A 25,124-nucleotide genomic window follows, 5' to 3' on the forward strand; every position below is an offset into this window, starting at 1 on the left:
CGTCACGAGGAGGAACCACCCATGCCCCTCCGTCCCCCGACAACGGCGAGCACGAGCACGAGCGCGACCGCTCGCGCGAGACACCGGGTCCACCGGTCGGCCCTGGTCGCCGGCATCGGCGCACTCGCCCTGCTGGGCGCCTTCACCATCGCCAACTCCCAGGCCGCCGAGAGCATTTCCGCGGCGCCGTCGGCCGTGGCCGCGCTGCCCGCGTACGACCACGTGGTCGTCGTCGTCTACGAGAACAAGCAGTACGGCGAGATCATCGGCAGCGCCAACGCCCCGTACATCAACCAGCTCGCGAGCGGCGGCGCGAGCCTGACCGGCATGAAGGCCCTGACCCACCCCAGCCAGCCGAACTACTTCAACCTCTTCTCCGGCGCCACCCAGGGCATCACCGGGGACGGCTGCTACACCCCGCAGTCAATGACCGCGCCCAACCTCGGCCAGGAGCTGATCGCGGCCGGCAAGACCTTCGCGACGTACAACGAGGACCTGCCGAGCGAGGGTTCCACCGTCTGCACCAACGGCCAGTACGCCCAGAAGCACAACCCGTGGTTCGCCTTCAAGAACGTGCCGCTGAACACCGGGAAGACCTGGGCCCAGTTCCCGCAGGGCAATTTCGCGGCGCTGCCGAACCTTTCGTTCATCGTCCCCAACCAGTGCAACGACATGCACTCCTGCTCGGTCGGCACGGGTGACACCTGGACGAAGAACAACATCGACGCCTACGCGCAGTGGGCGAAGGCCAACAACAGCCTGCTGGTGCTGACCTGGGACGAGGACAACTTCCTCGGCTCCAACCAGATCGCCACCGTCTTCTACGGGGCGAACGTCAAAACGGGCACGTACTCCACGGCCTTCAACCACCACAACCTGCTGCGCACCTTCGAGGACCTGTTCGGCACGACGCACGCCGGGAACGCCGCCAACGTCCAGCCGATGAGCGAGGTGTTCGCCTCCACGAACCCCACCCCGACCCCCACGCCGACGTCCACGTCCACGCCGACCCCCACACCGACTCCGACCCCCACACCGACCCCGACTCCGACCTCGGCCGCGCTGAAGCTGGCCAACCCCGGCCCGCAGTCCTGCAAGTTCAACCAGAGCTGCACCATCCAGCTCACCACCACGGGCGGGAAACCCCCCGTCCGCTACTCCGCCACCGGACTCCCCTGGGGCCTCACCCTCGACGCCGCCACCGGCCGCATCACCGGCAAACCCTGGGCCACCGGAACCCTCCAGATCACCGCCACCGCCACCGACACCACCACGGCCACCGCCACCACCACCTTCCCCCTCACCCTCACCTGGTTCTAAAGGAGGCACCCGTGTACCTGTCGACCAGCCGTGCGGCGGACATCGCCGCAGGCCCTCCGGCTCCGAAGGGCCCCCTGCGGGCCGTCCCCGGCACGGTGCTCGCCCTCGGCATGGTCAGCCTGGTCACGGACGTCTCCGCGGAGATGGTCACCGCCGTCCTGCCGCTGTACCTGGTGGCCGGACTCGGGATGTCCCCGCTCGCCTTCGGCGCCCTGGACGGGCTCAACCAGGGCGCCACCGCGCTGCTGCGCCTCGTGGGTGGACGGGTTTCGGACCGCACCCACCGCCGCAAGCTCGTCGCCGGCACCGGCTACGCGATCTCCGCCGCCTGCAAGGCCGCCCTGCTGGCGGTCACCACCCCCTGGTCGGTGGCGGCGGTGCTCGCCGCCGACCGGACCGGCAAGGGCCTGCGCACCGCCCCGCGCGACGCCCTCATCTCGCTGTCCTGCCCGCCGGGGGAGCAGGGCCGCGCCTTCGGCGTGCACCGCGCGCTGGACACGGCCGGGGCCCTGCTGGGTCCGCTGGCCGCGTTCGGCGTGCTGTGGGTGGCGGTGGACGGTTACGAGGCCGTCTTCACCGTGAGCTGCTGCCTCGCGGTGCTGGGCGTCGTGGTGCTGGCCCTGTTCGTACGGGAGAGCCCCGCGCCCGCACCGGCGGCCGGGACGCCCTCCGCCCGGACCCTCCTGCGGATCCCCGGCCTGCGCCGGCTCTGCCTGACCGCCGCAGGGCTCGGCCTGTTCACGGTCGGGGACGCCTTCCTCTACCTGCTGCTCCAGCAGCGACTGGACCTGCCGGTCGCCTGGTTCCCGCTGCTGCCGGTCGGCACTGCGGCCGTGTTCCTGCTGGCCGCCGTGCCCGCGGGCCGGCTCGCCGACCGGCTGGGGCGCCACCGGGTCTTCCTCGGCGGCCACCTGCTGCTGCTCGGCGCCTGCCTGCTGCTCCTGGTTCCGGTACCGCCCGGGCCCGCGCTCGTGTGCGGGGTCCTCGGCCTGCTCGGCCTGTTCTACGCGGCCACCGACGGGGTCCTGATGGCCGCCGCCGGGCCGCTGCTGCCCCCCGGCCTGCGCACCACCGGGCTGGCGGTGCTCCAGACGGCGCAGGCCCTGGCCAGGTTCGCGGGCTCCCTGCTCTTCGGCGCCGCCTGGACCCTGTGGGGCCCGGGCCCGGCGCTGGCCGCGGCGGCCGGCGGACTGCTGCTGGCCCTGGCCGTCACGACCGTGGCCACCTCCGCCTTCACGGGCCACGGCCCCGCCTCGGGGGAGGAATCCCCCGAGGCGTGAGCGCGCAGGTTCAGGCCGCCGCTCCGTTCGACTGCAACTCCTTCGCGGCCCGCTGCCGCAGGGAGTCCTCGTCGGTGTCCGCGTCGTAGGAGATCAGCTTCGGCAGCAGGGCGGCCAGGACCGCCACCGAGGCCACGCAGGCGAGCCCGCCGCCCCAGAAGGCCGAGCGGGTACCGGTCCAGCCGGCCATGGCGCCCGCGCGGACCTGGCCGAGCTGCGGGCCCACGGTGTACGAGAGCACCTCGATGCCCGCGAGCCGGCCCCGCAGCTCCTCGGGGATGGTCTGGTTCCAGATGGTGGCGCGGCCCAGCCCGCTGAGCATGTCGCCCGCGCCGGCCACCGCGAGGCACAGCAGCACGAACCAGATGTTCCCGGACCAGCCCGCGGTCGCGATGGCCAGTCCCCACACCCCCGCCCCGCACACCACCAGCAGCCCGTGCCGGCGTACCCGCGAGACCCAGCCGCTGGTCATCCCCAGCGCCAGCGAGCCCACCGCGCCCGCCGCGTACATCAGCCCCAGCGCCCACACGGCGTCGAGCTCGTCGGCGAGGAAGGGGAAGATGGCGTTCGGGAAGGCGAAGAGCATCGCCGCCAGGTCCACGGCGTACGTGCCTAGCAGCACGGGCCGGCTCCACGCGTACCGGGCCCCCTCGGCGATCCCCCGCAGCGAGGGCCGCTCGGCGTCCCGCGCGGGCGGAGCCGGACGCAGCCGCAGGCACAGCAGCACCGATACGAAGAATCCCGCGACGGTGACCGCGTACGCGGAGGCGTACCCGGCGTACGCGACGACCAGACCGGCCGCCGCGGGACCCGCGATGGCCCCGAACTGGTAGCGCAGCCCGTTCAGCGCGGCGGCGGCCGTGAGCTGGTCGTGCGGCACGATCCGCGCCATCAGCGAGTCCATGGCCGGCCGCTGGAGGCCGGTCAGTGCCGATACGCACGCCGCGACCACGTACAGCGGCCACAGCAGGGGACTCGGCAGGGCGGCGTTCACCAGGAGGACCAGGGCTAGCACCCCGAGCCCGGCCTCGGTCAGCAGGATCATCCGCCGCCGGTCCACGGCATCGGCGAGGGCGCCCCCGTAGAGACCGAAGACCACCAGCGGGAGCAGCTCCACGGCGCCCATCGCACCGACCGCCAGCGGCGAGTCCGTCAGGTGCTTGATCTGCAGCGGCAGCGCGATCATCGCCATGAACGAGCCGAAGAAGGTGACCGTGCCCTGGTAGAACAGCAGCCGGAAATCGGGGCTGGACCGCAGCGGGCTGAGGTCGGGCAGTACGGAGGCGAAACGGGATCTGCTCACGAGGAGCCATGGTCGGCGCCCGCCCGTCCCCGGGCAACGGGTTTTCCCGCGTGGCCGGGTTGGGGCCTGCCGTCAGATTCCCGTCTGCCTCGCGGCCCTTCGGGCGACGACGGGAATCTGACGACAGGCCCCAGGTCCGGGCGATTCGCGGCCGCCGTCCGATCCTGCACAATCGGCGGATGAGCGATGAAGACCCCTACCTCTGGCTGGAAGACGTCACCGGCGAGGCCGCCCTGTCCTGGGTGCGCGACCGCAACGAAGAAACGGTGTCCGCGCTGGCCTCGGACCCCGGGTTCAAGGTGCTGGAGTCGGAGGTCCGCGAGGTCCTCGACGACGACGGCAGGATCCCGTACACGACCCGGCGGGGACGCCACCTCTACAACTTCCGGCAGGACGCCGACCACGTACGCGGGCTGTGGCGGCGCACCACCCTGGAGGAGTACCGCAAGGAGCGGCCCGACTGGGAGCCGGTCCTGGACCTGGACGCGCTCGCCGAGGCCGAGGGGGAGAAGTGGGCCTGGGCGGGCAGCGCCGTCCTCGCCCCGGATCACCGCCACGCCCTGGTCATGCTGTCGCGCGACGGCGCGGACGCCTGTGTCGTGCGCGAGTTCGACCTCGTGGAGCGGGAGTTCGTCGCGGGCGGCTTCGAAGTCGCCGAGGCCAAGACCCGGATCGGCTGGATCGACCGGGACCTGGTCTGGATCGGCACGGACTTCGGCCCCGGTTCGATGTCCCCGTCCGGCTACCCCCTCCAGGTCCGCCGGTGGCGGCGCGACACCCCCCTCGCGGAGGCGGAACCGGTCTACGAGGGCAGGCCGACGGACCTGTCCGCCTCCGGCTGGCACGACGACACACCCGGCTTCGAACGGGACTTCGTCCACCGGCAGATCGACTTCTGGAACGGGGAGATGCTGCTCCTCCCCGGAGACGGAACCCCGGACGCGGCCGGCCCCGAGAAGATCGACGTCCCGGACGACGCCAGTGCCTCAGTCCACCGCGAATGGCTGCTCGTCGCGCCGAAGTCGCCCTGGCTCGGCCACGCCGCGGGCAGCCTGCTCGCCTTCGACTTCGAGGCCTTCCGGGCGGGGGAGCGGGAGGCGGCCGTGCTCTTCACCCCGGACGAGCACACCGCCCTCGCGGGCTGGAGCTGGACCCGCCACCACCTGATCCTCACCACCAGCGCCGACGTCTCCTCCCGGCTGGAGATCCTGACCCCCGGGCCCGGCCCCGACGGCTGGAGCCGCACCCCCCTCTCCGGCGTACCCCCGCTGTCCACGGCCTCCGTGGTCGGCACCGATCCGGACGTGAGCGACGAGTTCTTCCTGAACGTCTCGGGCCACCTCCAGCCGTCCACCCTCTACCGGGGTACGGCCCCGGCCGGCGCCGACGAGACCGTCAAGCAGGGCCCGGCCCTCTTCGACACCGCCGGCCTCGCGGTCCGCCAGTACTTCGCACCCTCCGCGGACGGCACGAGGATCCCGTACTTCGTCGTCGGACCCGAGGACCGCACCGGCCCCGGGCCCACCCTGCTCTACGGGTACGGCGGCTTCGAGGTCTCCATGGTCCCGGGCTACAGCGCCGTCACCGGACGCGCCTGGCTCGCGCGCGGCGGCACGTATGTGGTGGCGGGCATCCGGGGCGGGCACGAGTACGGGCCGCGATGGCACAAGGCCGCGCTCGGAGCGAACCGGGTACGGGCCTACGAGGACTTCGCCGCCGTGGCCCGGGACCTCATCGCCCGGGACGTCACCACCCCCGCCCAGCTCGGGATCGAAGGCGGCAGCAACGGCGGACTGCTCATGGGCGCGATGCTCACCCGCGACCCCGAACTGTTCGGTGCGGTCGTCGCCCACGTGCCGCTGCTGGACATGCTCCGCTTCCACAAGCTGCTCGCAGGGGCGAGCTGGATCGCCGAATACGGGGACCCCGACAGCCCGGCCGACCAGCCCCACCTGGAGCGGATCTCCCCGTACCACCAGGTCCGCACGGACGGGCCCCCGTACCCGCCGCTGCTCCTGCTGACCTCGACCCGCGACGACCGCGTCCACCCCGGGCACGCCCGCAAGATGGCCGCCCGGCTGCGGGAGTCGGGGCACCCCGTGCTCTTCCACGAACACCTCGGCGGCGGCCACGCGGGCGCCACCGACCACGGGCAGACCGCCTTCAACGAGGCGCTGGTCCACACCTTCCTCTGGGAGCGGCTGACCCCGCAGAGGTGACCGGTGCGTGCGTGCGGCGCGGCCCGGGATCAGATCTGGCAGCTGATCCCGGGCCGCGGCGCGTTCGCGGGGCCTCGCGCAGGTCCTAGGCGGGGCGCAGGGCCTAAGCGGGGCGCAGGGCCTCGACCCGGGTCTCGATCGCGGTGATCAGCGCCTCGACCCTGGCCTCGAAGATCTGCTCGTCCGTGACCTCGGCCAGGTGGCTTCCGAGCCGGGTGATGTTGGGGAAGCCCGAGGGGTCGACCAGGCGGTACTCGCGGTTCCACGAGGACTCGTCGGCGGCCCGGACGTCCGGGTCGAACAGCAGGTAGGCGGCGCGCTGGCCGACGTAGGCGAGGAGCGAGTCGCCGACCATCCGGTAGTGGACGGCCGCCTCGGCCCCTTCGAGGCCGGCTTCCGTCACCGCGCCGAGGATCAGCTCCACGACGCGGAACTCGTTGGACCTGCGGGTGGTCCGGCTGGCCATGGTCGAGCCGACCACCGGGTACCTGAGCGCGACTTCGAGGGAGCCGTCGGCGAGTGCCCGCAGCCGGTCCTTCCAGTCGAGCCCCGCGGGGATGCGGTCGAGCACCTCGCCGAGCGTGCGGTCGGCGACCGAGAGCAGCAGCTCGTCCTTGTCGCGGAAGTGCCGGTAGATCGCGGTCGGGTCGGCGCCGAGCTCCTCGCCGAGGCGCCGGACGGTGAAGGCGTCCTCGCTGCCGCGAGCCGCGATGCGCAGGCTCGCTTCGATGATCGCGTCGGGTGTGAGCTGGCTGCCCGCGCGCTTGGACCGGGCGGGTGTGTCGGATGACTTCGGCATGGTGGGGCCAGTGTAACGATGTGGAACAGAGCGAGCGCAACACCGTTGACAACATTGTTGCGCTCCCGTTCACTCCTCCTCAACGAACCAGCCGTGCGGGGCTCACCCGCCGAGCCGAAGGATGCGTCGATGGGCAACATCAGGCAGCCGATCAGGCAGCGTGCCGACACCGTCTTCGTCGGAGGACGGGTCTTCACCGGGACCTCACCCACCCCGATCGACGCCGCCGTCGCCGTGGGAGGCGGCCGGATCATCGCCGTGGCCGACGCGGCCGCCGTACGGTCGCTCGCGGACGCCGACACCGAGGTCGTCGACCTCGCGGGCGGACTGCTCATCCCCGGATTCCAGGACGCCCACGTCCATCCCGCGGTGGCCGGCGTCCAGATGCTCGGCTGCGACCTGAGCGAGGAGCGCACCATCGAGGGCTACCTCGCGGTGGTCGCCGCCTTCGCCGAGGCCCACCCCGACGCGGCCTGGATCCGCGGCGGGGGCTGGTCGATGGACATCTTCCCCGGCGGCACGCCCACCCGGGCCATGCTCGACGCGGTGGTCCCCGACCGGCCCGTCCTGCTCACCAACCGGGACGGCCACGGCGCCTGGGTCAACACCCGGGCACTCGAGATCGCCGGCGTGGACCGCACCACCCCGGACCCGGCCGACGGCCGGATCGAGCGGGAGGAAGACGGAAGCCCGGCCGGCACCCTCCAGGAGGGCGCCGTGGAGCTGGTGGCCCACCACGTGCCCCTCGCGACCCCCGACGAGGCGCACGCGGGCCTGCTCGCCGCACAGGAGCACCTCTTCTCCCTCGGCGTCACGAGCTGGCAGGACGCCATGATCGGCTCCTTCCCCGGCAACCCCGACAACTACGGCGTCTACCTGCGCGCCGCCCGCGAGGGCTCCCTGCGGGCCCGCGTCGTCGGCGCCCTGTGGTGGGACCGCGAACGCGGCCTGGAGCAGATACCCGAACTGGAGGAGCGCCGCGCCGGGGGACAGGTGGGCCGCTTCAACGCCACCAGCGTGAAGATCATGCAGGACGGCATCGCCGAGAACTTCACGGCCGGAATGCTGGAGCCCTACCTCGACGGCTGCGGCTGCGCCACCGGCAACTCCGGCCTCAGCTTCATCGAGCCCGAGGTGCTCACCGAGGCCGTGGCCCGGCTCGACCGCTCCGGGTTCCAGATCCACTTCCACGCCCTGGGCGACCGGGCCGTGCGCGAGGTGCTCGACGCCCTCGCCGAGGCCCGCGAGGCCAACGGGGCCAACGACAACCGCCACCACCTCGCCCACCTCCAGCTCGTCCACCCCGAGGACATCGAGCGCTTCGCGAGCCTGGACGCGGCCGCCAACATCCAGGCCCTGTGGGCCGCCCACGAACCGCAGATGGACGAGCTCACGATCCCCTTCCTGGGACCGGAACGGGCCCGCCTCCAGTACCCGTTCGGCGACCTCCAGCGCGCCGGGGCCCGCCTGGTCGCGGGCAGCGACTGGTCGGTCAGCAGCCCCAACCCGCTGTGGGGCATCCACGTCGCGGTCAACCGCTCCGTACCCGACGAGGCACCCAACGCGGGAGGGACCTTCGAACCGGCGCCGCCCTTCTTCCCGGAGCAGGCCCTGACCCTCTCGCAGGCGCTCACCGCCTACACGGCCGGCAGCGCGTGGGTGAACCACCTCGACGAGGTCACCGGCACGGTGGAGACCGGCAAGTACGCGGACCTCGTCGTCCTCGACCGGGACCCCTTCGCGCACCCCCCGATGGAGATCGCCGACACCCGCGTGCTGCGCACGTACATCGACGGCGAACTGGTCTTCGCCGCCACCGACTGAGCCGCGACCGCCCGAATCCCCACCGGCCGAATCCCCACCGGCCGAGTCGCGACCGACCGGGCAGTCACCGGCCGGTCCGCCACCGGCCGAGCGTCACCCACCCCACCGAGCTCATCCCTCAGGGAGTCAGACGATGTCATCAACCCGATCGGGATCCCCCCTGCACCGCGGCCGCGCCCCCCGCCTCCGCACCAGCGCCGCAGCCGCCCTCGCCGCGGCCGCCGTACTCGTCACGAGCGCCTGCGGCGGCGCCGCGCCCGACAAGGACGCGGACCGGGCCACCGCGTACGAGATCACGGACAAGACGCCCGCCGCCGCCGGGAACGTGGACTCCTTCACCTGGTCCGTCTACGCGGAGCCGACCACCATCGACTACGCGTACTCCTTCGACTTCCCGCCCAACCAGATCCTCTCCAACGTCTGCGAGAGCCTGCTGCGCTGGAACCCCGACCTGACGACCTCCCCGGGCCTCGCGTCCTCGTACGCCAACCCCACGCCCACCACCTGGGTGTACCAGATCCGCCCGGGCGTGCAGTTCCACGACGGGACGGTGCTCACCGCCGACGACGTCGTCGCCTCCCTGAGCCGCAACCTCGACCCCGGGACCGGCAGCGTCTGGGCGAACCAGTACAAGAACGTCAAGTCCATCGACAAGACCGGCCCGCTGGAAGTCACCGTCACCCTGACCAAGCCGGACTCCACCTTCAACAAGTACCTGGCCGCCGGCCCCGGCACCGTGGAGTCCGCCGCGACTCTGGCCAAGTCCGGCAAGGACTACGGCAATCCGCAGACCGGCGTGAACTGCACCGGCCCCTTCTCCTTCGCCTCCTGGACCTCCGGCCAGTCCCTCACCCTCAAGCGGTTCGACGGGTACTGGAACCAGGAGCTGAAGGCCAAGTCCGGCGAGGTGAAGTTCGTCTTCCTCGCCGATGCCACCACCCGCGTCAACGCCTTCCAGAGCGGCGAGGTCGACGGCGGCTGGATGGTCCCGCCGAACGCCTACACCCAACTGGGCTCCACCGAGGCCGGAAGGCTCTACTTCGGCCGCAACACCACCGTCGCCGACGAGGTGGTCGCCAACCTCAAGGGCCCCCTCGGCAACCCCAAGGTCCGCCAGGCCCTCCTCATGGCCACCGACCGCGAGGGCATCGTCAAGGCCGGCGCCGGTGGGGTCGGCGAGGTCTCCGACTCGCTCGTCACCGACAACCTGTGGGCCGACGCGCCCCCCGCGACCCGCGAAGCGCTCATGAAGGACCTGCCGAAGTACCCGTACGACCCGGCCAAGGCCAAGGCGCTCGCCGCCGAGGCCGGAGTGAACGGCCAGGAGATCGTGATCGCGACCAGCCCGCTGGACTCGCAGACCACGATCATCACCCAGGCCATCGCCCAGGCCGCCACCGCCATCGGGCTGAAGCCGCGGATCGACTCCCTCTCCGCGGAGAAGTACACGACCCTCTTCACCGACCCAGCGGCCCGCGAGGGCATCGACCTCTTCCTCACCTTCTGGTACACGTCCATCACCGACCCGCTGGACATGTTCGGCTCACTGGAGACCGGCGCCTTCAGCAACTACGGCAACTGGTCCGACCCGGCCTTCGACGCCGCCGTCGAGAAGGCCGTCGGGGCCTACGACCCCGCCGAGCACGCGGCCGCCAACGCCGAGGCGCAGAAGATAGCCTCCCGCGAACTGCCCTGGCTGCCCCTCTACACCCTGCCCGTCAGCGTCTTCATGGGCAAGAAGATCACCGGCGTCCAGCCCTCCATCGCCTACCTCTACTACCCGTGGGCGGCCGAGATCGGAGCCAAGGGATGACGGCCGCGGCGACGGCCGCGACGGCCCGCGCCGTACGGATGCTCCGCAAGCTCGCCGGCATGGCGGCGACCCTGCTCGTCACCTCCTTCCTCGTCTTCTCCTCCCTGTTCCTCGCCCCCGGCGACCCGGCCAGCTTCCTCGTCAAGGGACGCAGCCCCAGCCCGGAGGACCTCGCCGCGCTCCGCAGCCAGTACGGCTTCGACGAACCCTTCCTGGTCCGGTACTGGAACTGGCTCGAAGGGGTGCTGCACGGCGACTTCGGCCGCTCCTACCTCTTCCACCAGGACGTCTCCGCGGTCATCTGGTCGCGGCTGCCCTCCTCCATGCTGCTGATCGCCGTATCCGGCCTGATGATCGCCGTGTTCGGCATCGGCTCCGGCATCATCGGCGCGCTGCGCCGGGGCTCGCGCACCGACCGCTCCCTCATGCTCCTGGTCACGGTGGGCGCGGCCGCACCCGCCTTCGTCGCCGCCCTGCTGCTCAGGTCGGTGTTCGGGGTGCAGCTGGGCTGGTTCCCCACCATCGGCAACGGAGAAGGCCTCATGGACCGGCTGCACCACGTGGTCCTCCCGGCGGCGGCCCTGTCCGTCACCTTCACCGCCCTGGTGACCCGCGTGACCCGCTCGGCCATGCTCGACGAGCTGAGCCGCGACCACGTCGAGGTCGCCCTGAGCCGCGGAGCACCCCGGCGCACCGTCATCCGGCGGCACGTCCTGCGCAACGCCCTCGGACCGATCGTCACCGTCTCCGCGCTCCTGGTCTCCGGCATGCTGGTCAGCACCGCGATCGTCGAGACCGCCTTCGGAATGTCAGGCGTCGGCTCCCTGCTGGTGCAGTCCGTCGACCAGCTCGACTTCCAGGTCGTCCAGGCCATCGTGCTGCTGGTGGTGGCCGCCTTCGTCGTCGTCAACGCCCTCGTGGACCTGGTCCACCCGCTGATCGATCCGCGCACGGCCGCGGCGGGGAGCGCCCGATGAGCACCCTTCCCGAAACGGGCGCCACGACGGCCCGCACCGCCCGCGCCCGGCGCGACCAGCTCGCCCGGCTGCGCCGCCTCGGCGGCAGCCGGCTCCAGCGGACCTGCCTGGCGCTCCTCGTCCTGTTCGTGCTCGTCGCGATCCTGGGCCCCTGGATCGCCCCGTACGACCCCACCTTCGGACAGCTCGGCGACACCCTCCTGGGACCGAGCGCCCAGCACTGGCTGGGCACCGACCAGGGCGGCCACGACACCCTCTCGGCGCTCATCGTCGGCACCCGGACCAGCCTGGCCGGTCCGCTCGCGGTCGTCCTGTTCTCCACCGTCCTCGGCGTCGCCGTCGGCCTGTTCACCGCTTGGCGCGGCGGCTGGATCGACACCGCCGTCGGCCGGGTCCTCGACGTCCTGTTCGCCTTCCCCGCGCTGCTCCTCGCGATCCTCGCGGTGGCCCTGTTCGGCAAGGGGATGACGGCTCCGGTGATCGCCATGGCCATCGCCTACATGCCGTACACCGCACGCCTCGTACGGGGGCTGGCCGTCCGGGAGAAGTCCCGGCCCTACATCGCCGCCTACCAGGTACAGGGCCACTCGCCCCTGTACGTCACCGTCCGCAGGCTGCTGCCCAACATCGCCCCGACGCTGCTCGCGCAGTCGACGGTGAACTTCGGCTACGCCCTGCTCGACCTCGCCGCCCTCTCCTTCCTCGGGCTCGGCGTGCAGCCGCCCACCCCCGACTGGGGAGCCATGATCAACCAGGGGCAGGCGGCCGTCCTGCAGGGCCAGCCGCTCTCCGCGATCGCGCCGGCCGTGGCGGTCGTCCTGGTCGTGGTCGCCTTCAACGTCGTCGGGGAAGACCTCGGCGACCGGCTCGCGGGGAGGGACTCCCGATGACACTGCTCGCCTACGAAGACCTGCGCGTCACCCTCCCCGCGATGGCCCGCCCCCTCCTCGACGGCGTCAGCCTCACCGTCGCGGCCGGCGAGGTCGTCGCCCTGGTCGGCGAATCCGGCTCCGGCAAGTCCGTCACCGCCCGCGCCGCCCTCGGCCTGTTCCCGCCGGGCGCCGAGACCGGCGGCCGGGTCCGCGTGGACGGCACCGACCTGGTCGGCGCCACCCCCGCGAGCCTGCGCGAGGTCCGCACGAACAAAGCGGCGATGATCTACCAGGACCCCCGGGCCGCCATCAACCCGGTGCGCCGGGTCGGGGACTTCCTCACCGAACCGCTGCGCCTGGTGCACGGCTGGTCCAAGGCCCGGGCGAACGTCAGGGCCGCCGAACTGCTCGACGCGGTCGGCCTGCCCGACCCCGCCCGGCACCTGAACCAGTTCCCGCACGAGCTCTCCGGCGGCATGCTCCAGCGCGTCGTGATCGCCGCGGCCCTCACCGCCGAACCCCGGCTCCTGCTCTGCGACGAGCCGACCACCGCGCTCGACGTCAGCACCCAGGCCGAGATCCTGGCCGTCCTGGGCCGGCTCCAGCGCGAACGCGGCCTCGGACTCCTCCTCATCACCCACGACATCGAGCTCGCCGCCTCCGTCAGCGACCGGATCTACGTGATGTACGCGGGCCGGATCGTCGAAACGGCGCCCGTGGCGGAACTCTTCGCCTCCCCACGGCACCCCTACACCGCCGGCCTGCTCGGATCCTCCCCGCCGCTCGAAGGCCCCCTCGCCCGCCTCACCCCCATCCCCGGCGCCCCGATGGGCCTCCTGGAGTCGGCCCCCGGCTGCGCCTTCGCACCCCGCTGCCGGTTCGCCGAGCCGGGCCGCTGCGACCAGTCCCCGCCGGAGCTCCTGCGGCAGGGACCGGCCGAGGTCGCCTGCCACCGTGCCGCCGAAATCGGCCCCAAGGAGGACAGTTGAGCAACCGTCCGAGCAAGGACACCGCCCCGGAACTACCCCCGGAGCTTCCCGCGGAACTCCTCCGGGTGACCGGACTGCGCAAGACCTACCGGACCGGCGGGACGGAGGTCGTCGCGGTCGACGACCTCTCGTTCTCCGTGCGGGCCGGCGGGGCGCTCGGCATCGTGGGGGAGTCCGGATCGGGCAAGACCACCACGGCCCGGATGCTGATCGGCCTGGAACGCCCCGACGCGGGCGAGATCCTGGTCCAGGGCCGGCCGCCGGCGGCCTCCGTACGGGGGAGGCCGGCCCGGCTGGCCCGCGCCAAGGCGGTCCAGATCGTCTTCCAGGACCCCTACCTCTCCCTGGACGCGCGGATCAGCATCGGCGCGACGGTCGACGGCGTGCTCAGGCTCCACGGGATGTCCGACCGGACGGCCCGGGCCGCCCGGGTACGGGAACTGCTGGCCCAAGTCGGCCTCGGCGACCGCGAGGCGGCCGCCCTGCCCCGCCGGCTCTCCGGCGGGCAGCGCCAGCGCGCCGCGATCGCCCGGGCGCTGGCCGTGGAACCGGCCGTCCTGGTGCTCGACGAAGCGGTGTCCGCCCTGGACGTCTCCGTACAGGCGCAGGTGCTCAACCTGCTCTCCGACATCCGGCGCGACACCGGGATCGGCCTGGTCTTCGTCAGCCACGACCTGGCCGTCGTCCGCTACGTCTGCGACGAGGCGCTCGTCATGTACCGCGGCCGCACGATGGAACACCGCCCGGTCACCGAGCTCCTCACCGATCCCGCGCACCCCTACACCCGGCTGCTGCTGGCCTCCGTACCCCGTCCGGGCTGGGACCCCGACTCGATCAGCCGGCGCCGCCGCGAGCTGGACCCCCTCGGGTAGCCGCACCCCGGCCGCCCCGCCGCCCCGCCGTCCGTGTGCAAGGCGGCCGGGACGTGGCGTGGTGCCCGGGAGCCGACGCGTCGCCGGGGCTAGCCTCGGCGGCCGGACGACCAGGACAGGTAGGTGCGCCGTGCCCCGTTCCGCAGTTCCCGAGACGCTGCCCACTGCCCGTGCGAGCCGCGCGGGCCGCGCCGCCGGCCGGAGGGCGGGCTCCGTCCTGGTGCTGCTGGCGCTGTGCGCGATCGGGGTCGGCCCCGCCGGGACGGCGGCCGCCTCCGACCCGGGACCGGGGGCCGCGCCCGGCCCGCTGTACGTCTCCGACTACGGCAACGACCGGGTCCTGCGGCTGCCGGCCCGCGGCGGCCAGGCCGTGGTGCCCGCCATCGGCCTGGTCCGGCCCACCGGCATGGTGGTCGACGCCGCGGGTGACCTCTACGTAGCCGACACCGGGAACAACCGGGTCGTACGGATCCCCTCGGACGGCGGCCCCCAGGTCACCGTCGAGACCGAGGGCCTGTCCCGCCCCCTCGGGCTGGCCCTGGACGGCGACGGCGACCTGTACATCGCCGACAGCTTCAACGACCGCGTCGTCGAGGTACCCGCCGACGGCAGCGGGCAGCGCACCGTTCCCACCGAGGGACTCCTTCACCCGTGGGGCCTCGCCTTCGACTCCGCAGGCTCCCTTTACGTCTCCGACTTCGTCAACGACCGGGTCGTCACGCTCCCGGCCGGCGGCGGTGGACAGCGCACCCTCCCCATCACGGGGCTCTCCCAGCCGGCCGGCATCGTGCTCGACCCGGCGGGCAACCTCTACGTCTCCGACACCGGCAACAGCCGCGTGCTGAGGCTGGCGGCCGACGGCTCCGGCCAGAGCACCGTCCCCGCGGCCGGGCTGAACGACCCGCTGGGCCTGGCCCTCGACGGGCGGGGCCGCCTCTACGTCGCGGACGCCTTCAACAACCGGGTGGTCCGCCTCGCCCCGGACGGCAGCGGGCAGACCACCCTCCCCGTCACCGGCCTGAACACGCCCACGGGCCTGGCGATCCCGCCCACCCGGACCCTCCCCGGTGGTCCACTTCTGCGGGGACGGTCATAGGCTGTCGGTCCGGCGGGCTTCCGTCCGCCGGCCTCCCGGGGGAAGGACCATGTCATGAGTGAGAAGGCCCGCAAGCTCTTCGACGCGCTCGACCTGAACAGCGACGGGGTCCTGACCCGTGTGGAGGTGATCACGGCCCTGCGCAGCAAGGGCCCCACCCTCGCCGCCCAGGGCGATCTGCCCTTCTGGGCCGTGGGCGACGTGGACACCTCCTCGGCCCTCTTCGACCAGGCGAACGCGGACGGCGACGACGTACTGACCTTCGAAGAGTTCGAGCGCGAGGTCGACCGCCGCTTCGGCTGGTAGCCGCGAGCGGGCCCTGAACCCTGAACCCTGATCCCTGGACCCTGGACCCTGGACCCTGGATCAGTCGCGGATCCCGTCGCAGGCGATCCGCAGGTGCCGGGGCCCGCGCAGCACCGCGTTCTGCCGGTAGGGCGGCGGATCCTCCAGCAGGCGCGGGTTCTCCAGCCGCCGGGCCAGCTCGGTCAGCGCCAGTTGGGCCTCCAGCCGCGCCAGCGGGGCGCCGAAGCAGCTGTGGATGCCGCTGCCCAGGCCCAGGTGCTGGATGTCCTTGCGGTGCGGGTCGAAGCGGTCCGGGTTCTCGAAGCGGTTCGGGTCCCGGTTGCCCGAGGCCAGGATCAGCCACATCGAGGAGCCCTTGGGGATGGTGACCCCGCCGACCTCGATGTCCACGAGCGGGGTGCGCTGCGGCAGCAGCTGCACCGGCGGCTCGAACCGCAGCAGCTCCTCCACCAGCGGCACGGCCAGACCGGGCTCCTGCCGCAGCTGCGCCAGCACGTCCGGATTGCGCAGCAGGGTCAGCATCCCGTTGGTGATCAGGTTGACCGTGGTCTCGTGGCCGGCGATCAGCAGCAGGGCCGACGTGCTGAGCAGCTCCATCGTGGACATGGACTCGTCCGGGCCGTGTCCCACGGCCAGTTGGGAGAGCATGTCCTCGCCGGGATCCTTGCGGCGCTGTTCGATCAGCCCGGCCAGGTACATGCCCAGCTCCATGCGGGAGTCGTGGGTCTTGCGCTGCCGCTCGGCGGGATCGGCGTCCGGATCGGGGTCCAGGCTCGCGGCGAGGGTGTCGGCCCAGACGTGGAACTTGGGCTCGTCCTCGCGCGGTACGCCGAGCAGCTGGCAGATCATCGTCACCGGGAACGGGTAGGCGAACTGGTCGACGAGGTCGATGTTCTCCGTGTCCCCGAGGTTGTCGATGAGGCCGGTGACGATGTCCTTCAGCCCGCCCCGCATCCCGTCGACGCGGCGCGGGGAGTGCGGCGGCCCGAAGGGCCGGTTGGTCATCCGGCGCAGCCGGTCGTGCTCCGGCGGGTCCAGCTTCAGGAAGCTCGGCGGCAGCGCCGTCTCCTCCGACTCCCCGCCCTCGGCCAGCGGGTCCCCGGCCGTGGCGGCCAGGTTGCGCGCGTCGGAACTGAGCCGCGGGTCGTGCAGCAGGCTCTGGATGTCGTAGTAGGTGCTGATGACGTACGGTCCGGTCCCGTCGTGGAAGACGGGGGTCTTGCGCAGCTCCTCGTACAGCGGGTACGGGTTCGCGCGGCTGGAATAGTCCAGGATCTGGCTCAGGATGCCGTGGGCCATGGGGGTCCTCCGGGAACGTGCGGGTCAGTGCCCGGCGGGGGTGAAGGTGGCGATCCGGCGGTCGGCCGGCGAGTACCCGCTGAGGGTGATGGTCGGGCCGTGCGTGGGCACGGAGGGGTCGGGGAAGTCGGCCGGGATCGGCCGCTGCCCGTCGGGACGCCGGTCCACCGTGGTGAACGGGGGCGGGAAGGGCGTGCAGGCCTCGATCTGCTTCTCGTAGAACTGCAGCCAGCGCCCGTTGTCGAAGGTGACCGCGCCGATCACCCGGCCCTGGTAGCCGTAGACCGCGGTGAACCGGCGCTCGGCCCGGGAGCCCTGGGTGAACATGATCTCGCTGCCCATGGAGGGCACGCCCACGGACTTGATGTTCACCCCGAACTGCGAGGACCAGAACGCCGGCACCCACAGGTGCGGTCGGCGGTCGGTGCTCTCGCTCATCATGTTGTGGGCGGCGGTCTCGGCCTGCGCCACTGCGTTGCCCCAGTGCTCCAGGGAGAGGAACTGGTAGCCGAACAGCGCGTGCGGGGAGCGGGCCACGTCGCCCGCCACGTAGATGTCGTCGGTGACGATCCCGCGGAGGTCGAAGGCCCGGCAGCCCGCGTCGCAGGCGATGCCGCGCGGACCCGCGCCGAGTCCGGAGCCGGTCAGCCACTCGGTGTTGCGCTGGGCGCCGAGCGAGACGACCACCACGTCGCATTCCAGCGTGGTGCCGTCGGAGAGGTGCGCGGCCCGCACTCGGCCGGTGGAGTCGCCCTCCAGCGCGGTCACCATGATCCCGGTCCGCAGGTCCACGCCGTTCTCCCGGTGGAGCTCGGCGGCGACCGCCCCGATCACCCCGCCCAGGGCGCCGACCAGGGGGCCGTCGCCGCGTTCGGCGACGGTCACGTCCAGCCCGCGCTCCCGGCACGCCGAGGCGATCTCGGAGCCGGTGAACCCGGCGCCGATGACCAGGACCCGGCGCGGTCCGGCGGCCAGCGCGCGGGCCAGGCCCGCGCCGTCCTCGCGGGTGCGCAGGGTGAAGACCCCGCCGAGCTCGCCCTCGGCCTCGTTCGGCCAGGGCCGGGCCCGGACCCCGGTGGCGATCAGGAGACGGTCGTACGGGACCTCGTCGCCATCGGCGAGCTCGACCGTACGGGCCGCCATGTCGAGCCCGGTGGCCGCGACGCCGAGGCGCCATTCGGCGTCGATGTCGCGCCGTCGGGGGAGCAGGGTGTGGTCGGCGTCGGCCTTGCCCAGCAGCACCTGCTTGGACAGCGGCGGGCGGTCGTACGGCTCGTGCTGCTCGTCGCCGATCAGGGTCAGTGAGCCGGCGAAGCCCTTCTCCCGCATGACCTCGGCGGCGCGCAGGCCGGCCAGCGAGGCGCCGACGACCACGATCCGGCCGGAGCGCTTCAGCTGGTCCAGCGCGGTGTCAGCCATCGGAGGCCTCCCCGCCCGCGGCAGCGGTCGCGGCCGCCGGGGTACGCGGGGCGGTGCCGTTGGAGCGGTCCAGATCGTCCACGAGGATCGCCTGCACGGGGCAGGCGGCCGCGGCCTGGGCCACGCGCTCGCGCTGGGCCTCCTCGGCCTGCGGATCGTAGAGCGGTCCCTCGTCCCCGTGCATCGCGAAGACGTCGGGGGCGAGGAAGGCGCACTGCGCGTATCCCTGGCACCGGTTGAGATCGACGACGAGCCTCAGCAAGGTGTGGTCCTTTCGGTGCCCCCCTGGGCTTCCCGGACCAGCGTGCGCGCGGTGGTGTCCGGGGGCCCGTCCGCGGCGGCCATCGGAGTGAGGTTTCGGCCCCCGCCCCGCCCGTCAGGGGGCCGGGCGGGGGCGGCCCCGGCCCGACCGCAGGATGTACAGGCTCACGAGCAGGGCCCAGGCCGGGAAGACCAGCTCGGACCAGGGCACGGCGGAGCCCGCCACCAGCAGCACCAGGCCGGCGAGGTACCCGGCCAGGGCCAGCGGGCGCGGGAAGACCCCGAGCCGGCGGCCGATCGTGGAGGTCGCGAACACGAACACGGCGGCCATCCGCATCCCGTACGTGGTCAGCAGGGTGTAGGCGAAGTGGCGGCCGAACTCCTGGGGCTGATCGGCGTCCAGTACGGTCCCGGCTGCCGCGGCGGCGCCGAAGAGGCTGGCGACGAAGATCAGCCCGCTGCCCAGGAAGGCGGTGGCGACGAACCGGTCCTCGGCTTCGCCGGAGTGCTCCCGCAGCGCGCCCATGAACCACAGGAAGGCGATGCCCGCGAAGGGGACGAGCTCCAGCGCTGTCGTCACCGCGTCCCGCTGCCCCGGGGTGACCTCGATCTCGGCCGCGCCGCCTCCCTCGGGCAGGCCGATCCGGGCCAGCACGATCGCCGCAGCCATGAGGACGGCGAAGAGGATCCCCGCGAGCCCCGCCGCCCTGGGGGTGCTCAGGCTCTGTCCCGGGGGCGTCCCCGGTGCTCCTAGTCTCATCCGTCCAGCAAGCCCGGGGTACGGCCTGGGTGCCAGTGGGGCCGCGCGCCCGGGTGACAGGGGGGCCGGGCCCCGCTCCCGCGGGACCCATGTAAGGAATCATTGACACCAGGTGTGGATTCTTTTACCTTCGTGATGTCAAAGTTCTTTTACATGGGGTGGGTGCGGTCGTGACCTTCGATGAGAAGCGTGCATGGATCATGGGGGTGGTCGCGATCGCCGGGTACGGGGTCTACCTGGCCCTCGTGCTGGGCGGGTCCGGCGACGGCGTCCCCCTCACGGAGGTCCCGTACGTCACGCCGCTGCTCCGGACGGTCGGGGGCGCCGGCGTTGCCGCGCTCCTCCTCAACATCGCCGTGTCGGCGGCCAAGCCCGCCGAGGCCGACGTCAGGGATCAGCGGGACAAGGAGATCGGCCGCCTCGGCGAGCACGCCGGGCAGTCCTTCCTCGTCATCGGCGCCGTGACCGCGCTGATCCTCTCGATGACCGGCGCAGACCACTTCTGGATCTCGAACGCCCTCTACCTGGGCTTCGTCCTCTCGGCGGTGCTCGGTTCGGCCGTCAAGCTCGCCGCCTACCGCTGGGGATACCAGTCGTGGTGAAGCCGACCGGCATCACGAACCGGATCAAGATCCTGCGCTTCGAGCGCGGGGAGATGACCCAGGCGGAGCTGGCGGAGCGCATCGGCGTGACCCGCCAGACCGTCATCGCCATCGAGAAGGGCCGCTACTCGCCCTCACTGGAGACGGCCTTCAAGATCGCCCGCGTTTTCGCCGTACCGCTCGAACGGGTATTCCAATATGGGGACGAGGAAGGGACGGCGCCGTGAAGGCGATCGTGCAGGACACGTACGGCTCCAGCGAAGTGCTGGAGCTCAGGGAGATCGAAACGCCGAGACCGGGCACGGGAGAGGTGCTCATAGCCGTCCGGGCCGCCGCCCTGGACGCGGGGGTCTGGCACCTCATGAGCGGCAAGCCCTACCTGCTGCGGCTCCTCGGCTACGGACTGCGCGCACCCAGCGTGCCCGTACGCGGCCGGGAGCTCTCCGGGCGGGTCGAGGCGGTCGGTGAGGGGGTGACCGCCTTCCTGGTGGGGGACGAGGTGTTCGGCATCTGCGAGGGCTCCTTCGCGGAGTACGCGACCGCCCGGCAGGACAAGCTGGCGCACAAGCCCGCCGGGATGCCCCTGGAGGAGGCGGCCGCCCTCCCGATCTCCGGGCTCACCGCCCTCCAGGCGCTGCGCGACGCGGGGCGCGTACGACCCGGGCAGCGGGTCCTGGTCATCGGAGCCGCGGGCGGGGTCGGCACCTTCGCGGTGCAACTGGCCAAGGCGTACGGGGCGCACGTCACCGGAGTGTGCAGCACCACGAAGACGGAGCTGGTGCGCGGGCTCGGCGCGGACGAGGTCATCGACTACACCCGCCAGGACTTCACGGACGGGGCCCTGCGCTACGACCTCATCCTGGACATCGCCGGCAACCGCCCCCTGGCCCGGCTCCGGCGCGCGCTGACCCCGCGCGGGACGCTCGTGATCGTCGGCGGCGAGGGCGGCGGCCCCTGGCTGGGCGGCATGGGCCGAGTCCTGTGGGCCGCGCTGCTGAACCCCTTCGTGCGCCATGGCCTCAAGGGGTTCATCTCCGCCGAACGCCAGGCCGACCTGGAGGTCCTGGGGCGGCACGTCGAGGACGGCACCCTGTCCCCGGCCGTCCACCGCACCTGCAGCCTCGCCGAGGCCCCCGACGCCATCGCCGGGCTCCACCGGGGAGAGGCCCGCGGAAAGGTCCTGATCACGCCCTAAGGCGTGGGCGCCGCACCGGTGCCGGACGGGGTGGACGGGGTGGGCGCGGTGAGCGCGGCGGACGCGTTCGGAGTGGTGGAGCCGGCCGAGGCGCCGGGCGCGGCCGGCGTGGTGGGCGCGGCCGGCGTGCCGGGTGCGCCGGAGGTGCCGGGCGCGTGGGGCGTGCCGGGTGCGGCGGTGGCCGCGGGCGCGGCAGGGGTCCCGGGGGAGCCCGACGGAGTGGCGCCGGGCGTGGCCGTGGGGGACTCCGGAGCGCAGATGATCTCGTCGCGCGGCGTGTAGTGCGTACGGAAGGTCTCGCGGCCGACCTCGTGGCCGCCGCGGACGAAGACGCGGTCGACGGAGACGTCGAACCCTTCCAGGGGGGTCTGCGCCTCGCAGGTGGGGCCGGTCACGGTGCGCTTCGCCGGCGGCGTGACGTTCGTGCGCGGGCCCTTGGTCGCGCGGATCTCGTCGTACTGCTTCGTTCCGAGCAGGGTGACGGTCACCGAGGTGGAGGTGGAGGAGGCCCGGACGGTCACGGGATGCCCCGAGTCGTTCTGCCAGCGCAGGTCGAGGGTTCCCCAGGCGACGGTGGCCTCGCGGCCTTCCGGGTACCGCTCGATGTAGAAGGAGTGGGCCCCGTGCTCCACGGGCTTCAGGCCCGCGAAGAACATGGCGTTGTACATGGTCGTCGCGACCGCGGAGACCCCGCCGCCGGGGGATTTCACGTAACGGCCGTCGTTGATCATGATGCCGTCGACGAAGCCGTTCTCCTCGGTCCGCTCGCCCACCGCCTGGTTGAAGCTCCAGACGTCGCCCTGCTCGACGACGGCCCCGTTGATCAGTTCCACGGCGCGCGCGATGTTGTGGGTGCGGTAGGGCGCGGCGGGATAGGCGACGGTGAAGGTGGAGAGGACCTGCTGTCCGACGGCTTCCGGGGCCGGGGCCGGGGCGGCGGTGGCGGCGGCAGTGGCCGTGGACTCGGCGGTCCGGTCCGGGGCGGGCGTGCCCGCGGCGGCCGCGGAACCGGCGGAGAGGCCGCCGAGGCCGAGCACGGCGGCCGTACCGGCCGATATCAGGGCGATCCGCGTGGTGGCCGTACGGCCGTGGGCGCGTCGCATGTCTCTCCCTGTCGCTTCGGAATCCGAACTACACAAGTTTGGTCCAAATCGGACCAAAAGGGTGAGAAATGTGCCCGGTTTCACGAAGCGAAGCGGGGCGGCGGGCGGCGGAGGTGAACCGCCTACGGAACCGAGCGGATCCGGCGGACCAGCAGCGATCCCGCCACGGCCAGGACGCCCGCCAGCGTGTACAGGGCCGTGTACCCGCCCAGGTGGGTGACGACCGGGGCCGCGATCACCGGGGCCAGCACCTGCGGCAGCGCATTGGCGATGTTGATGACGCCCAGGTCCCTGCCCCGGTCCTCGGCCGTCGGCAGCACGTCCGTGAGCAGGGCGAAGTCCACCGCCGTGTACACGCCGAAGCCGAGGCCCAGGATGAGCGAGGCGACGACGGCGCCGGTCCAGGTCTGCCAGCCGGCGAGCAGCAGCGTGGCCGCGGCGATGACCAGCCCAGACCGGATGACGTAGGACTTCCGGCGGCCGCTGCGGTCCGATCGGATGCCGCTGATCACCACCGTGGAGAGCAGGGTGAGGGCGTTGAGCGCCGTGAGGATCAGGACGCCGGTGTCCGCGTCGCCCCGGTAGCGCACGGCGTCGGTCAGGTAGTAGAGCAGGTACATCGTGCTGATCGAGTACGAGAGGTTCATCAGGAACCGGGTCAGCCAGGCCCAGCCGAAGTCGGGATGGCGGCGCGGGTCGATCCAGAAGCCGGTCAGGAAGCCGCGCCACCGGAAGGCCGGCCGGGCGGCGGGGGCGAGCACCGAGTCCCGCCGCATCAGCACGTACGGCACCGCCGCGAGCACGCAGAAGGCCGCGCAGGACAGATAGCCGGCGGTGATGCCGCCCGCGACCGTGGCCAGCGCCGTGCCGACCAGGATCCCGATGACCTGCGAGACGCCGAGCCAGCCGCCGACCAGCCCGCGCTGCCGGACCGGTACCTGGTCCGGGACGGCCGCGGTGAGGGCGGCGAAGGCGGCGTTGAGGGCGAGCTGCACGAGGCACCAGCCCGCGACCACCACCGCGACGCTCTGGGCGAACCCGAGGACCACCAGGCCGGCCGCCCCGCCCGCCACCCCGGCGACCACCCAGGGGATGCGGCGGCCCGCGCGCGCCGTCGTACGGTCGGACAGGGCTCCGAAGACGGGATTGGCGACCATCGAGACGGCCGCCCCCAGTCCCGTCACCAGCGCGAGGGTGGACGCCTTGTGGTCCGGGGTGAGGAATTCGGCCTGGCGCGCCAGGAGAAGCTGCAGCGGGCCGAACCAGCCGACCCAGACCCCGAGGTTGGCGAGGGACAGCGCGCTCACCCACCGGCCGCCGGGCGGCGTGACGGTCTCCTCCGCCGGGGCGGCCTTCGGCCCGGCGGTCACCTGCCGCTCTTGATCAGGTCGCGGTACCAGGCGTACGACTCCTTGGGGGTCCGGGCGAGGGTCGCGTAGTCGACGTGGACCAGGCCGAACCGCTGCTGGTAGCCCTCCGCCCATTCGAAGTTGTCGAGGATCGACCAGATGAAGTAGCCGCGGACGTCGGCCCCCTCGGACATCGCCTCGTGCAGGGCGCGCACGTGGCCCTCGTGGTAGGCGATCCGGCGCGCGTCCTTGATCCGCCCCGTGCCCGGGTCCGGCCCGTCCCCGTACGAGCAGCCGTTCTCGGTGATGTACAGCGGCGGCAGCCGGTCGCCGTAGCGCTCGCGCAGGGTGGCGAGCAGTTCGCGCAGCCCGTCCGGGACCACCGGCCAGTCGAAGTCGGTGCGCTCGTACCCCTCGATCTCCCGGATGCCGAAGGGGAGTCCGGACGGTATCTCGATCCCGCCGAAGGCGGAGCCGCCGGCCGGGGCGGGGGCGCCGACGAGCATCGGGTTGTAGTAGTTGACCCCGTACCAGTCCAGCGGGGCCGAGATCGCCTTGAGGTCCTCGGCCACCGGGCCGGGCAGCAGGGACGCCAGGCCGTCCGGGTAGGCGCCGGTCAGGATCGGGTCGGCGAAGAGGCGGTTGGTCAGGGTGTCGTACAACGCGGCGGCGGCCTGGTCCTCCTCGCTCTCGCCGGCGGCCCACACGGGGCTGTGCGAGGCGGCTATGCCGATGTGGCGGGCGCCCGCCGCGCGCAGGGCCTGTACGCCCAGACCGTGGGCCAGGAGCTGGTGGTGGGCGGCGGGCAGGGCGTCGAAGACGAGCTGCTTGCCGGGGGCGTGCTCGCCGAGGCCGTAGCCGAGGAGGGTCACCTCGGCGGGCTCGTTGATGGTGATCCACATGGGCACCCGGTCGGCGAGCCGCTCCGCGACCACCGAGGCGTACGCCGCGAACCGCTCGGCGGTGTCGCGCTCCAGCCAGCCGCCCCGCTCCTCCAGCGCGAGCGGGGTGTCCCAGTGGAAGAGGGTGGGCACCGGATCGATCCCCGCGGCGCACAGCTCGTCGACGAGCCGGTCGTAGAAGTCCAGCCCCGCCCGGTTGACGGTCCCGTGCCCGTCGGGCAGGACCCGGGACCAGGAGACGGAGAACCGGTAGGCGTCCACGCCCAGTCCGCCCATCAGGGCCACGTCCTCGCGGTAGCGGCGGTAGTGGTCGGTGGCCACCTCCGCGTGCGAGCCGTCCTTGACGCGGCCCTGCTCCCGGGTGAAGGCGTCCCAGGAGGAGGGACCCCGGCCGTCGGCGGTGGGCGAGCCCTCGATCTGGAAGGCGGAGGCGGAGACCCCCCAGCGGAAGCCGGCCGGGAAACGGGGTACGGGCGGTACGGGCTGTTGTGCGGGCGGAACGGGCGGAACGGGCGGTACGGACGTGGTCATGCGGGCTCGCTTCGGTCGGGGACGCACGGAATC

General features: G+C 72.6%; 23 protein-coding genes. 14 read left to right on the forward strand and 9 right to left on the reverse strand.

The features are described from left to right. The first annotated feature begins 21 nt into the window (after positions 1-21). Both AC061S_RS10970 and AC061S_RS10975 read left to right on the forward strand, forming a co-directional pair. Entirely contained in the window at positions 22-1,320 is a 1,299-nt protein-coding gene (locus AC061S_RS10970) for an alkaline phosphatase family protein (protein WP_478685686.1), read from the forward strand. Between the two features lie 11 nt (positions 1,321-1,331). Then, positions 1,332-2,600: an MFS transporter gene (locus AC061S_RS10975; protein WP_478685687.1), complete on the forward strand. Its 1,269-nt coding sequence runs from the start codon at positions 1,332-1,334 to the stop codon at positions 2,598-2,600. 10 nt (positions 2,601-2,610) lie between these two features. Here AC061S_RS10975 and AC061S_RS10980 read toward each other — a convergent pair whose 3' ends face one another. Beyond that, positions 2,611-3,903, reverse strand: a complete 1,293-nt coding sequence (locus tag AC061S_RS10980) for an MFS transporter (RefSeq protein WP_478685688.1) — start codon at positions 3,901-3,903, stop codon at positions 2,611-2,613. Between the two features lie 179 nt (positions 3,904-4,082). Between AC061S_RS10980 and AC061S_RS10985 the strand changes: the two genes are divergently transcribed. Beyond that, on the forward strand, positions 4,083-6,122 hold the full coding sequence (locus AC061S_RS10985) for a prolyl oligopeptidase family serine peptidase (protein ID WP_478685689.1): 2,040 nt from the start codon (positions 4,083-4,085) through the stop codon (positions 6,120-6,122). Positions 6,123-6,225: 103 nt separating this feature from the next. Here the strand turns inward: AC061S_RS10985 and AC061S_RS10990 are convergent, their stop codons facing one another. Next, positions 6,226-6,921, reverse strand: coding sequence for a TetR/AcrR family transcriptional regulator (locus AC061S_RS10990; protein ID WP_478685690.1), 696 nt, complete (start codon positions 6,919-6,921; stop codon positions 6,226-6,228). A gap of 129 nt (positions 6,922-7,050) precedes the next feature. On the opposite strand from AC061S_RS10990, the gene AC061S_RS10995 reads away from it, so the two are divergent. The 8 genes from AC061S_RS10995 to AC061S_RS11030 all read left to right on the forward strand — a co-directional run bounded on the left by AC061S_RS10995 (position 7,051) and on the right by AC061S_RS11030 (position 15,670). Further along, positions 7,051-8,745 carry an amidohydrolase gene (locus AC061S_RS10995; RefSeq protein WP_478685691.1) on the forward strand — a complete coding sequence of 565 codons (1,695 nt, stop codon included), beginning with the start codon at positions 7,051-7,053 and terminating at the stop codon, positions 8,743-8,745. A gap of 133 nt (positions 8,746-8,878) precedes the next feature. Continuing rightward, a complete protein-coding gene (locus AC061S_RS11000) occupies positions 8,879-10,558 on the forward strand; it encodes an ABC transporter substrate-binding protein (protein ID WP_478685692.1) in 1,680 nt (559 codons plus the stop codon). Next, a complete protein-coding gene (locus AC061S_RS11005) occupies positions 10,555-11,535 on the forward strand; it encodes an ABC transporter permease (RefSeq protein WP_478685693.1) in 981 nt (326 codons plus the stop codon). Before AC061S_RS11000 ends, AC061S_RS11005 begins: the two co-directional genes overlap by 4 nt. After that, positions 11,532-12,425, forward strand: a complete 894-nt coding sequence (locus tag AC061S_RS11010; protein ID WP_478685694.1) for an ABC transporter permease — start codon at positions 11,532-11,534, stop codon at positions 12,423-12,425. The genes AC061S_RS11005 and AC061S_RS11010 overlap by 4 nt, the downstream gene beginning before the upstream one ends. Further along, positions 12,422-13,396 carry an ABC transporter ATP-binding protein gene (locus tag AC061S_RS11015; RefSeq protein WP_478685695.1) on the forward strand — a complete coding sequence of 325 codons (975 nt, stop codon included), beginning with the start codon at positions 12,422-12,424 and terminating at the stop codon, positions 13,394-13,396. Before AC061S_RS11010 ends, AC061S_RS11015 begins: the two co-directional genes overlap by 4 nt. After that, positions 13,393-14,268, forward strand: a complete 876-nt coding sequence (locus AC061S_RS11020) for an ABC transporter ATP-binding protein (protein WP_478685696.1) — start codon at positions 13,393-13,395, stop codon at positions 14,266-14,268. Before AC061S_RS11015 ends, AC061S_RS11020 begins: the two co-directional genes overlap by 4 nt. A 130-nt stretch (positions 14,269-14,398) precedes the next feature. Continuing rightward, on the forward strand, positions 14,399-15,364 hold the full coding sequence (locus tag AC061S_RS11025; RefSeq protein ID WP_478685697.1) for an NHL repeat-containing protein: 966 nt from the start codon (positions 14,399-14,401) through the stop codon (positions 15,362-15,364). A gap of 54 nt (positions 15,365-15,418) precedes the next feature. Then, entirely contained in the window at positions 15,419-15,670 is a 252-nt protein-coding gene (locus AC061S_RS11030) for an EF-hand domain-containing protein (protein ID WP_478685698.1), read from the forward strand. Positions 15,671-15,730: 60 nt separating this feature from the next. Here the strand turns inward: AC061S_RS11030 and AC061S_RS11035 are convergent, their stop codons facing one another. From AC061S_RS11035 to AC061S_RS11050, 4 genes are all read right to left on the reverse strand, one after another. After that, on the reverse strand, positions 15,731-16,969 hold the full coding sequence (locus AC061S_RS11035; RefSeq protein ID WP_478685699.1) for a cytochrome P450: 1,239 nt from the start codon (positions 16,967-16,969) through the stop codon (positions 15,731-15,733). A gap of 24 nt (positions 16,970-16,993) precedes the next feature. Beyond that, complete coding sequence (locus AC061S_RS11040) at positions 16,994-18,388, reverse strand: NAD(P)/FAD-dependent oxidoreductase (RefSeq protein WP_478685700.1); 1,395 nt, start codon at positions 18,386-18,388, stop codon at positions 16,994-16,996. Next, on the reverse strand, positions 18,381-18,647 hold the full coding sequence (locus AC061S_RS11045; RefSeq protein WP_478685787.1) for a ferredoxin: 267 nt from the start codon (positions 18,645-18,647) through the stop codon (positions 18,381-18,383). The genes AC061S_RS11040 and AC061S_RS11045 overlap by 8 nt, the downstream gene beginning before the upstream one ends. Positions 18,648-18,764: 117 nt before the next feature. Then, positions 18,765-19,409 carry a hypothetical protein gene (locus AC061S_RS11050; protein ID WP_478685701.1) on the reverse strand — a complete coding sequence of 215 codons (645 nt, stop codon included), beginning with the start codon at positions 19,407-19,409 and terminating at the stop codon, positions 18,765-18,767. 170 nt (positions 19,410-19,579) lie between these two features. On the opposite strand from AC061S_RS11050, the gene AC061S_RS11055 reads away from it, so the two are divergent. Genes AC061S_RS11055 through AC061S_RS11065 form a run of 3 tightly spaced genes read left to right on the forward strand, consistent with a single transcriptional unit; the run spans position 19,580 to position 21,206 of the window. After that, on the forward strand, positions 19,580-20,011 hold the full coding sequence (locus AC061S_RS11055; protein WP_478685702.1) for a hypothetical protein: 432 nt from the start codon (positions 19,580-19,582) through the stop codon (positions 20,009-20,011). Beyond that, on the forward strand, positions 20,005-20,238 hold the full coding sequence (locus AC061S_RS11060) for a helix-turn-helix transcriptional regulator (protein ID WP_478685703.1): 234 nt from the start codon (positions 20,005-20,007) through the stop codon (positions 20,236-20,238). Before AC061S_RS11055 ends, AC061S_RS11060 begins: the two co-directional genes overlap by 7 nt. Next, entirely contained in the window at positions 20,235-21,206 is a 972-nt protein-coding gene (locus AC061S_RS11065) for an NAD(P)-dependent alcohol dehydrogenase (protein ID WP_478685704.1), read from the forward strand. Before AC061S_RS11060 ends, AC061S_RS11065 begins: the two co-directional genes overlap by 4 nt. Here AC061S_RS11065 and AC061S_RS11070 read toward each other — a convergent pair. The 3 genes from AC061S_RS11070 to AC061S_RS11080 all read right to left on the reverse strand — a co-directional run bounded on the left by AC061S_RS11070 (position 21,203) and on the right by AC061S_RS11080 (position 25,091). Beyond that, positions 21,203-22,309: a VanW family protein gene (locus tag AC061S_RS11070; RefSeq protein WP_478685705.1), complete on the reverse strand. Its 1,107-nt coding sequence runs from the start codon at positions 22,307-22,309 to the stop codon at positions 21,203-21,205. The two genes, AC061S_RS11065 and AC061S_RS11070, sit on opposite strands and share 4 nt — an antisense overlap. 122 nt (positions 22,310-22,431) lie before the next feature. After that, positions 22,432-23,679 (reverse strand): MFS transporter, encoded by a 1,248-nt coding sequence (locus AC061S_RS11075; RefSeq protein WP_478685706.1) that lies wholly within the window; start codon positions 23,677-23,679, stop codon positions 22,432-22,434. Next, the gene (locus AC061S_RS11080; protein WP_478685707.1) at positions 23,676-25,091 is read right to left on the reverse strand and encodes a GH1 family beta-glucosidase; all 1,416 of its coding nucleotides are present in this window, start codon (positions 25,089-25,091) and stop codon (positions 23,676-23,678) included. The genes AC061S_RS11075 and AC061S_RS11080 overlap by 4 nt, the downstream gene beginning before the upstream one ends. Between the last annotated feature and the right edge of the window lie 33 nt (positions 25,092-25,124).

This window comes from Streptomyces sp. CA189, assembly GCF_056428985.1.

Coding starts and splice junctions, on each gene's coding strand:
- AC061S_RS10985 (WP_478685689.1), top strand. CDS start 4,083: ATGAGCGATGAAGACCCCTACCTCTGGCTGGAAGACGTCACCGGCGAG.
- AC061S_RS11080 (WP_478685707.1), bottom strand. CDS start 25,091: ATGACCACGTCCGTACCGCCCGTTCCGCCCGTTCCGCCCGCACAACAG.
- AC061S_RS11040 (WP_478685700.1), bottom strand. CDS start 18,388: ATGGCTGACACCGCGCTGGACCAGCTGAAGCGCTCCGGCCGGATCGTG.
- AC061S_RS11035 (WP_478685699.1), bottom strand. CDS start 16,969: ATGGCCCACGGCATCCTGAGCCAGATCCTGGACTATTCCAGCCGCGCG.
- AC061S_RS10970 (WP_478685686.1), top strand. CDS start 22: ATGCCCCTCCGTCCCCCGACAACGGCGAGCACGAGCACGAGCGCGACC.
- AC061S_RS10995 (WP_478685691.1), top strand. CDS start 7,051: ATGGGCAACATCAGGCAGCCGATCAGGCAGCGTGCCGACACCGTCTTC.
- AC061S_RS11050 (WP_478685701.1), bottom strand. CDS start 19,409: ATGAGACTAGGAGCACCGGGGACGCCCCCGGGACAGAGCCTGAGCACC.
- AC061S_RS11005 (WP_478685693.1), top strand. CDS start 10,555: ATGACGGCCGCGGCGACGGCCGCGACGGCCCGCGCCGTACGGATGCTC.
- AC061S_RS11015 (WP_478685695.1), top strand. CDS start 12,422: ATGACACTGCTCGCCTACGAAGACCTGCGCGTCACCCTCCCCGCGATG.
- AC061S_RS11030 (WP_478685698.1), top strand. CDS start 15,419: ATGAGTGAGAAGGCCCGCAAGCTCTTCGACGCGCTCGACCTGAACAGC.
- AC061S_RS10990 (WP_478685690.1), bottom strand. CDS start 6,921: ATGCCGAAGTCATCCGACACACCCGCCCGGTCCAAGCGCGCGGGCAGC.
- AC061S_RS11070 (WP_478685705.1), bottom strand. CDS start 22,309: ATGCGACGCGCCCACGGCCGTACGGCCACCACGCGGATCGCCCTGATA.
- AC061S_RS11000 (WP_478685692.1), top strand. CDS start 8,879: ATGTCATCAACCCGATCGGGATCCCCCCTGCACCGCGGCCGCGCCCCC.
- AC061S_RS11010 (WP_478685694.1), top strand. CDS start 11,532: ATGAGCACCCTTCCCGAAACGGGCGCCACGACGGCCCGCACCGCCCGC.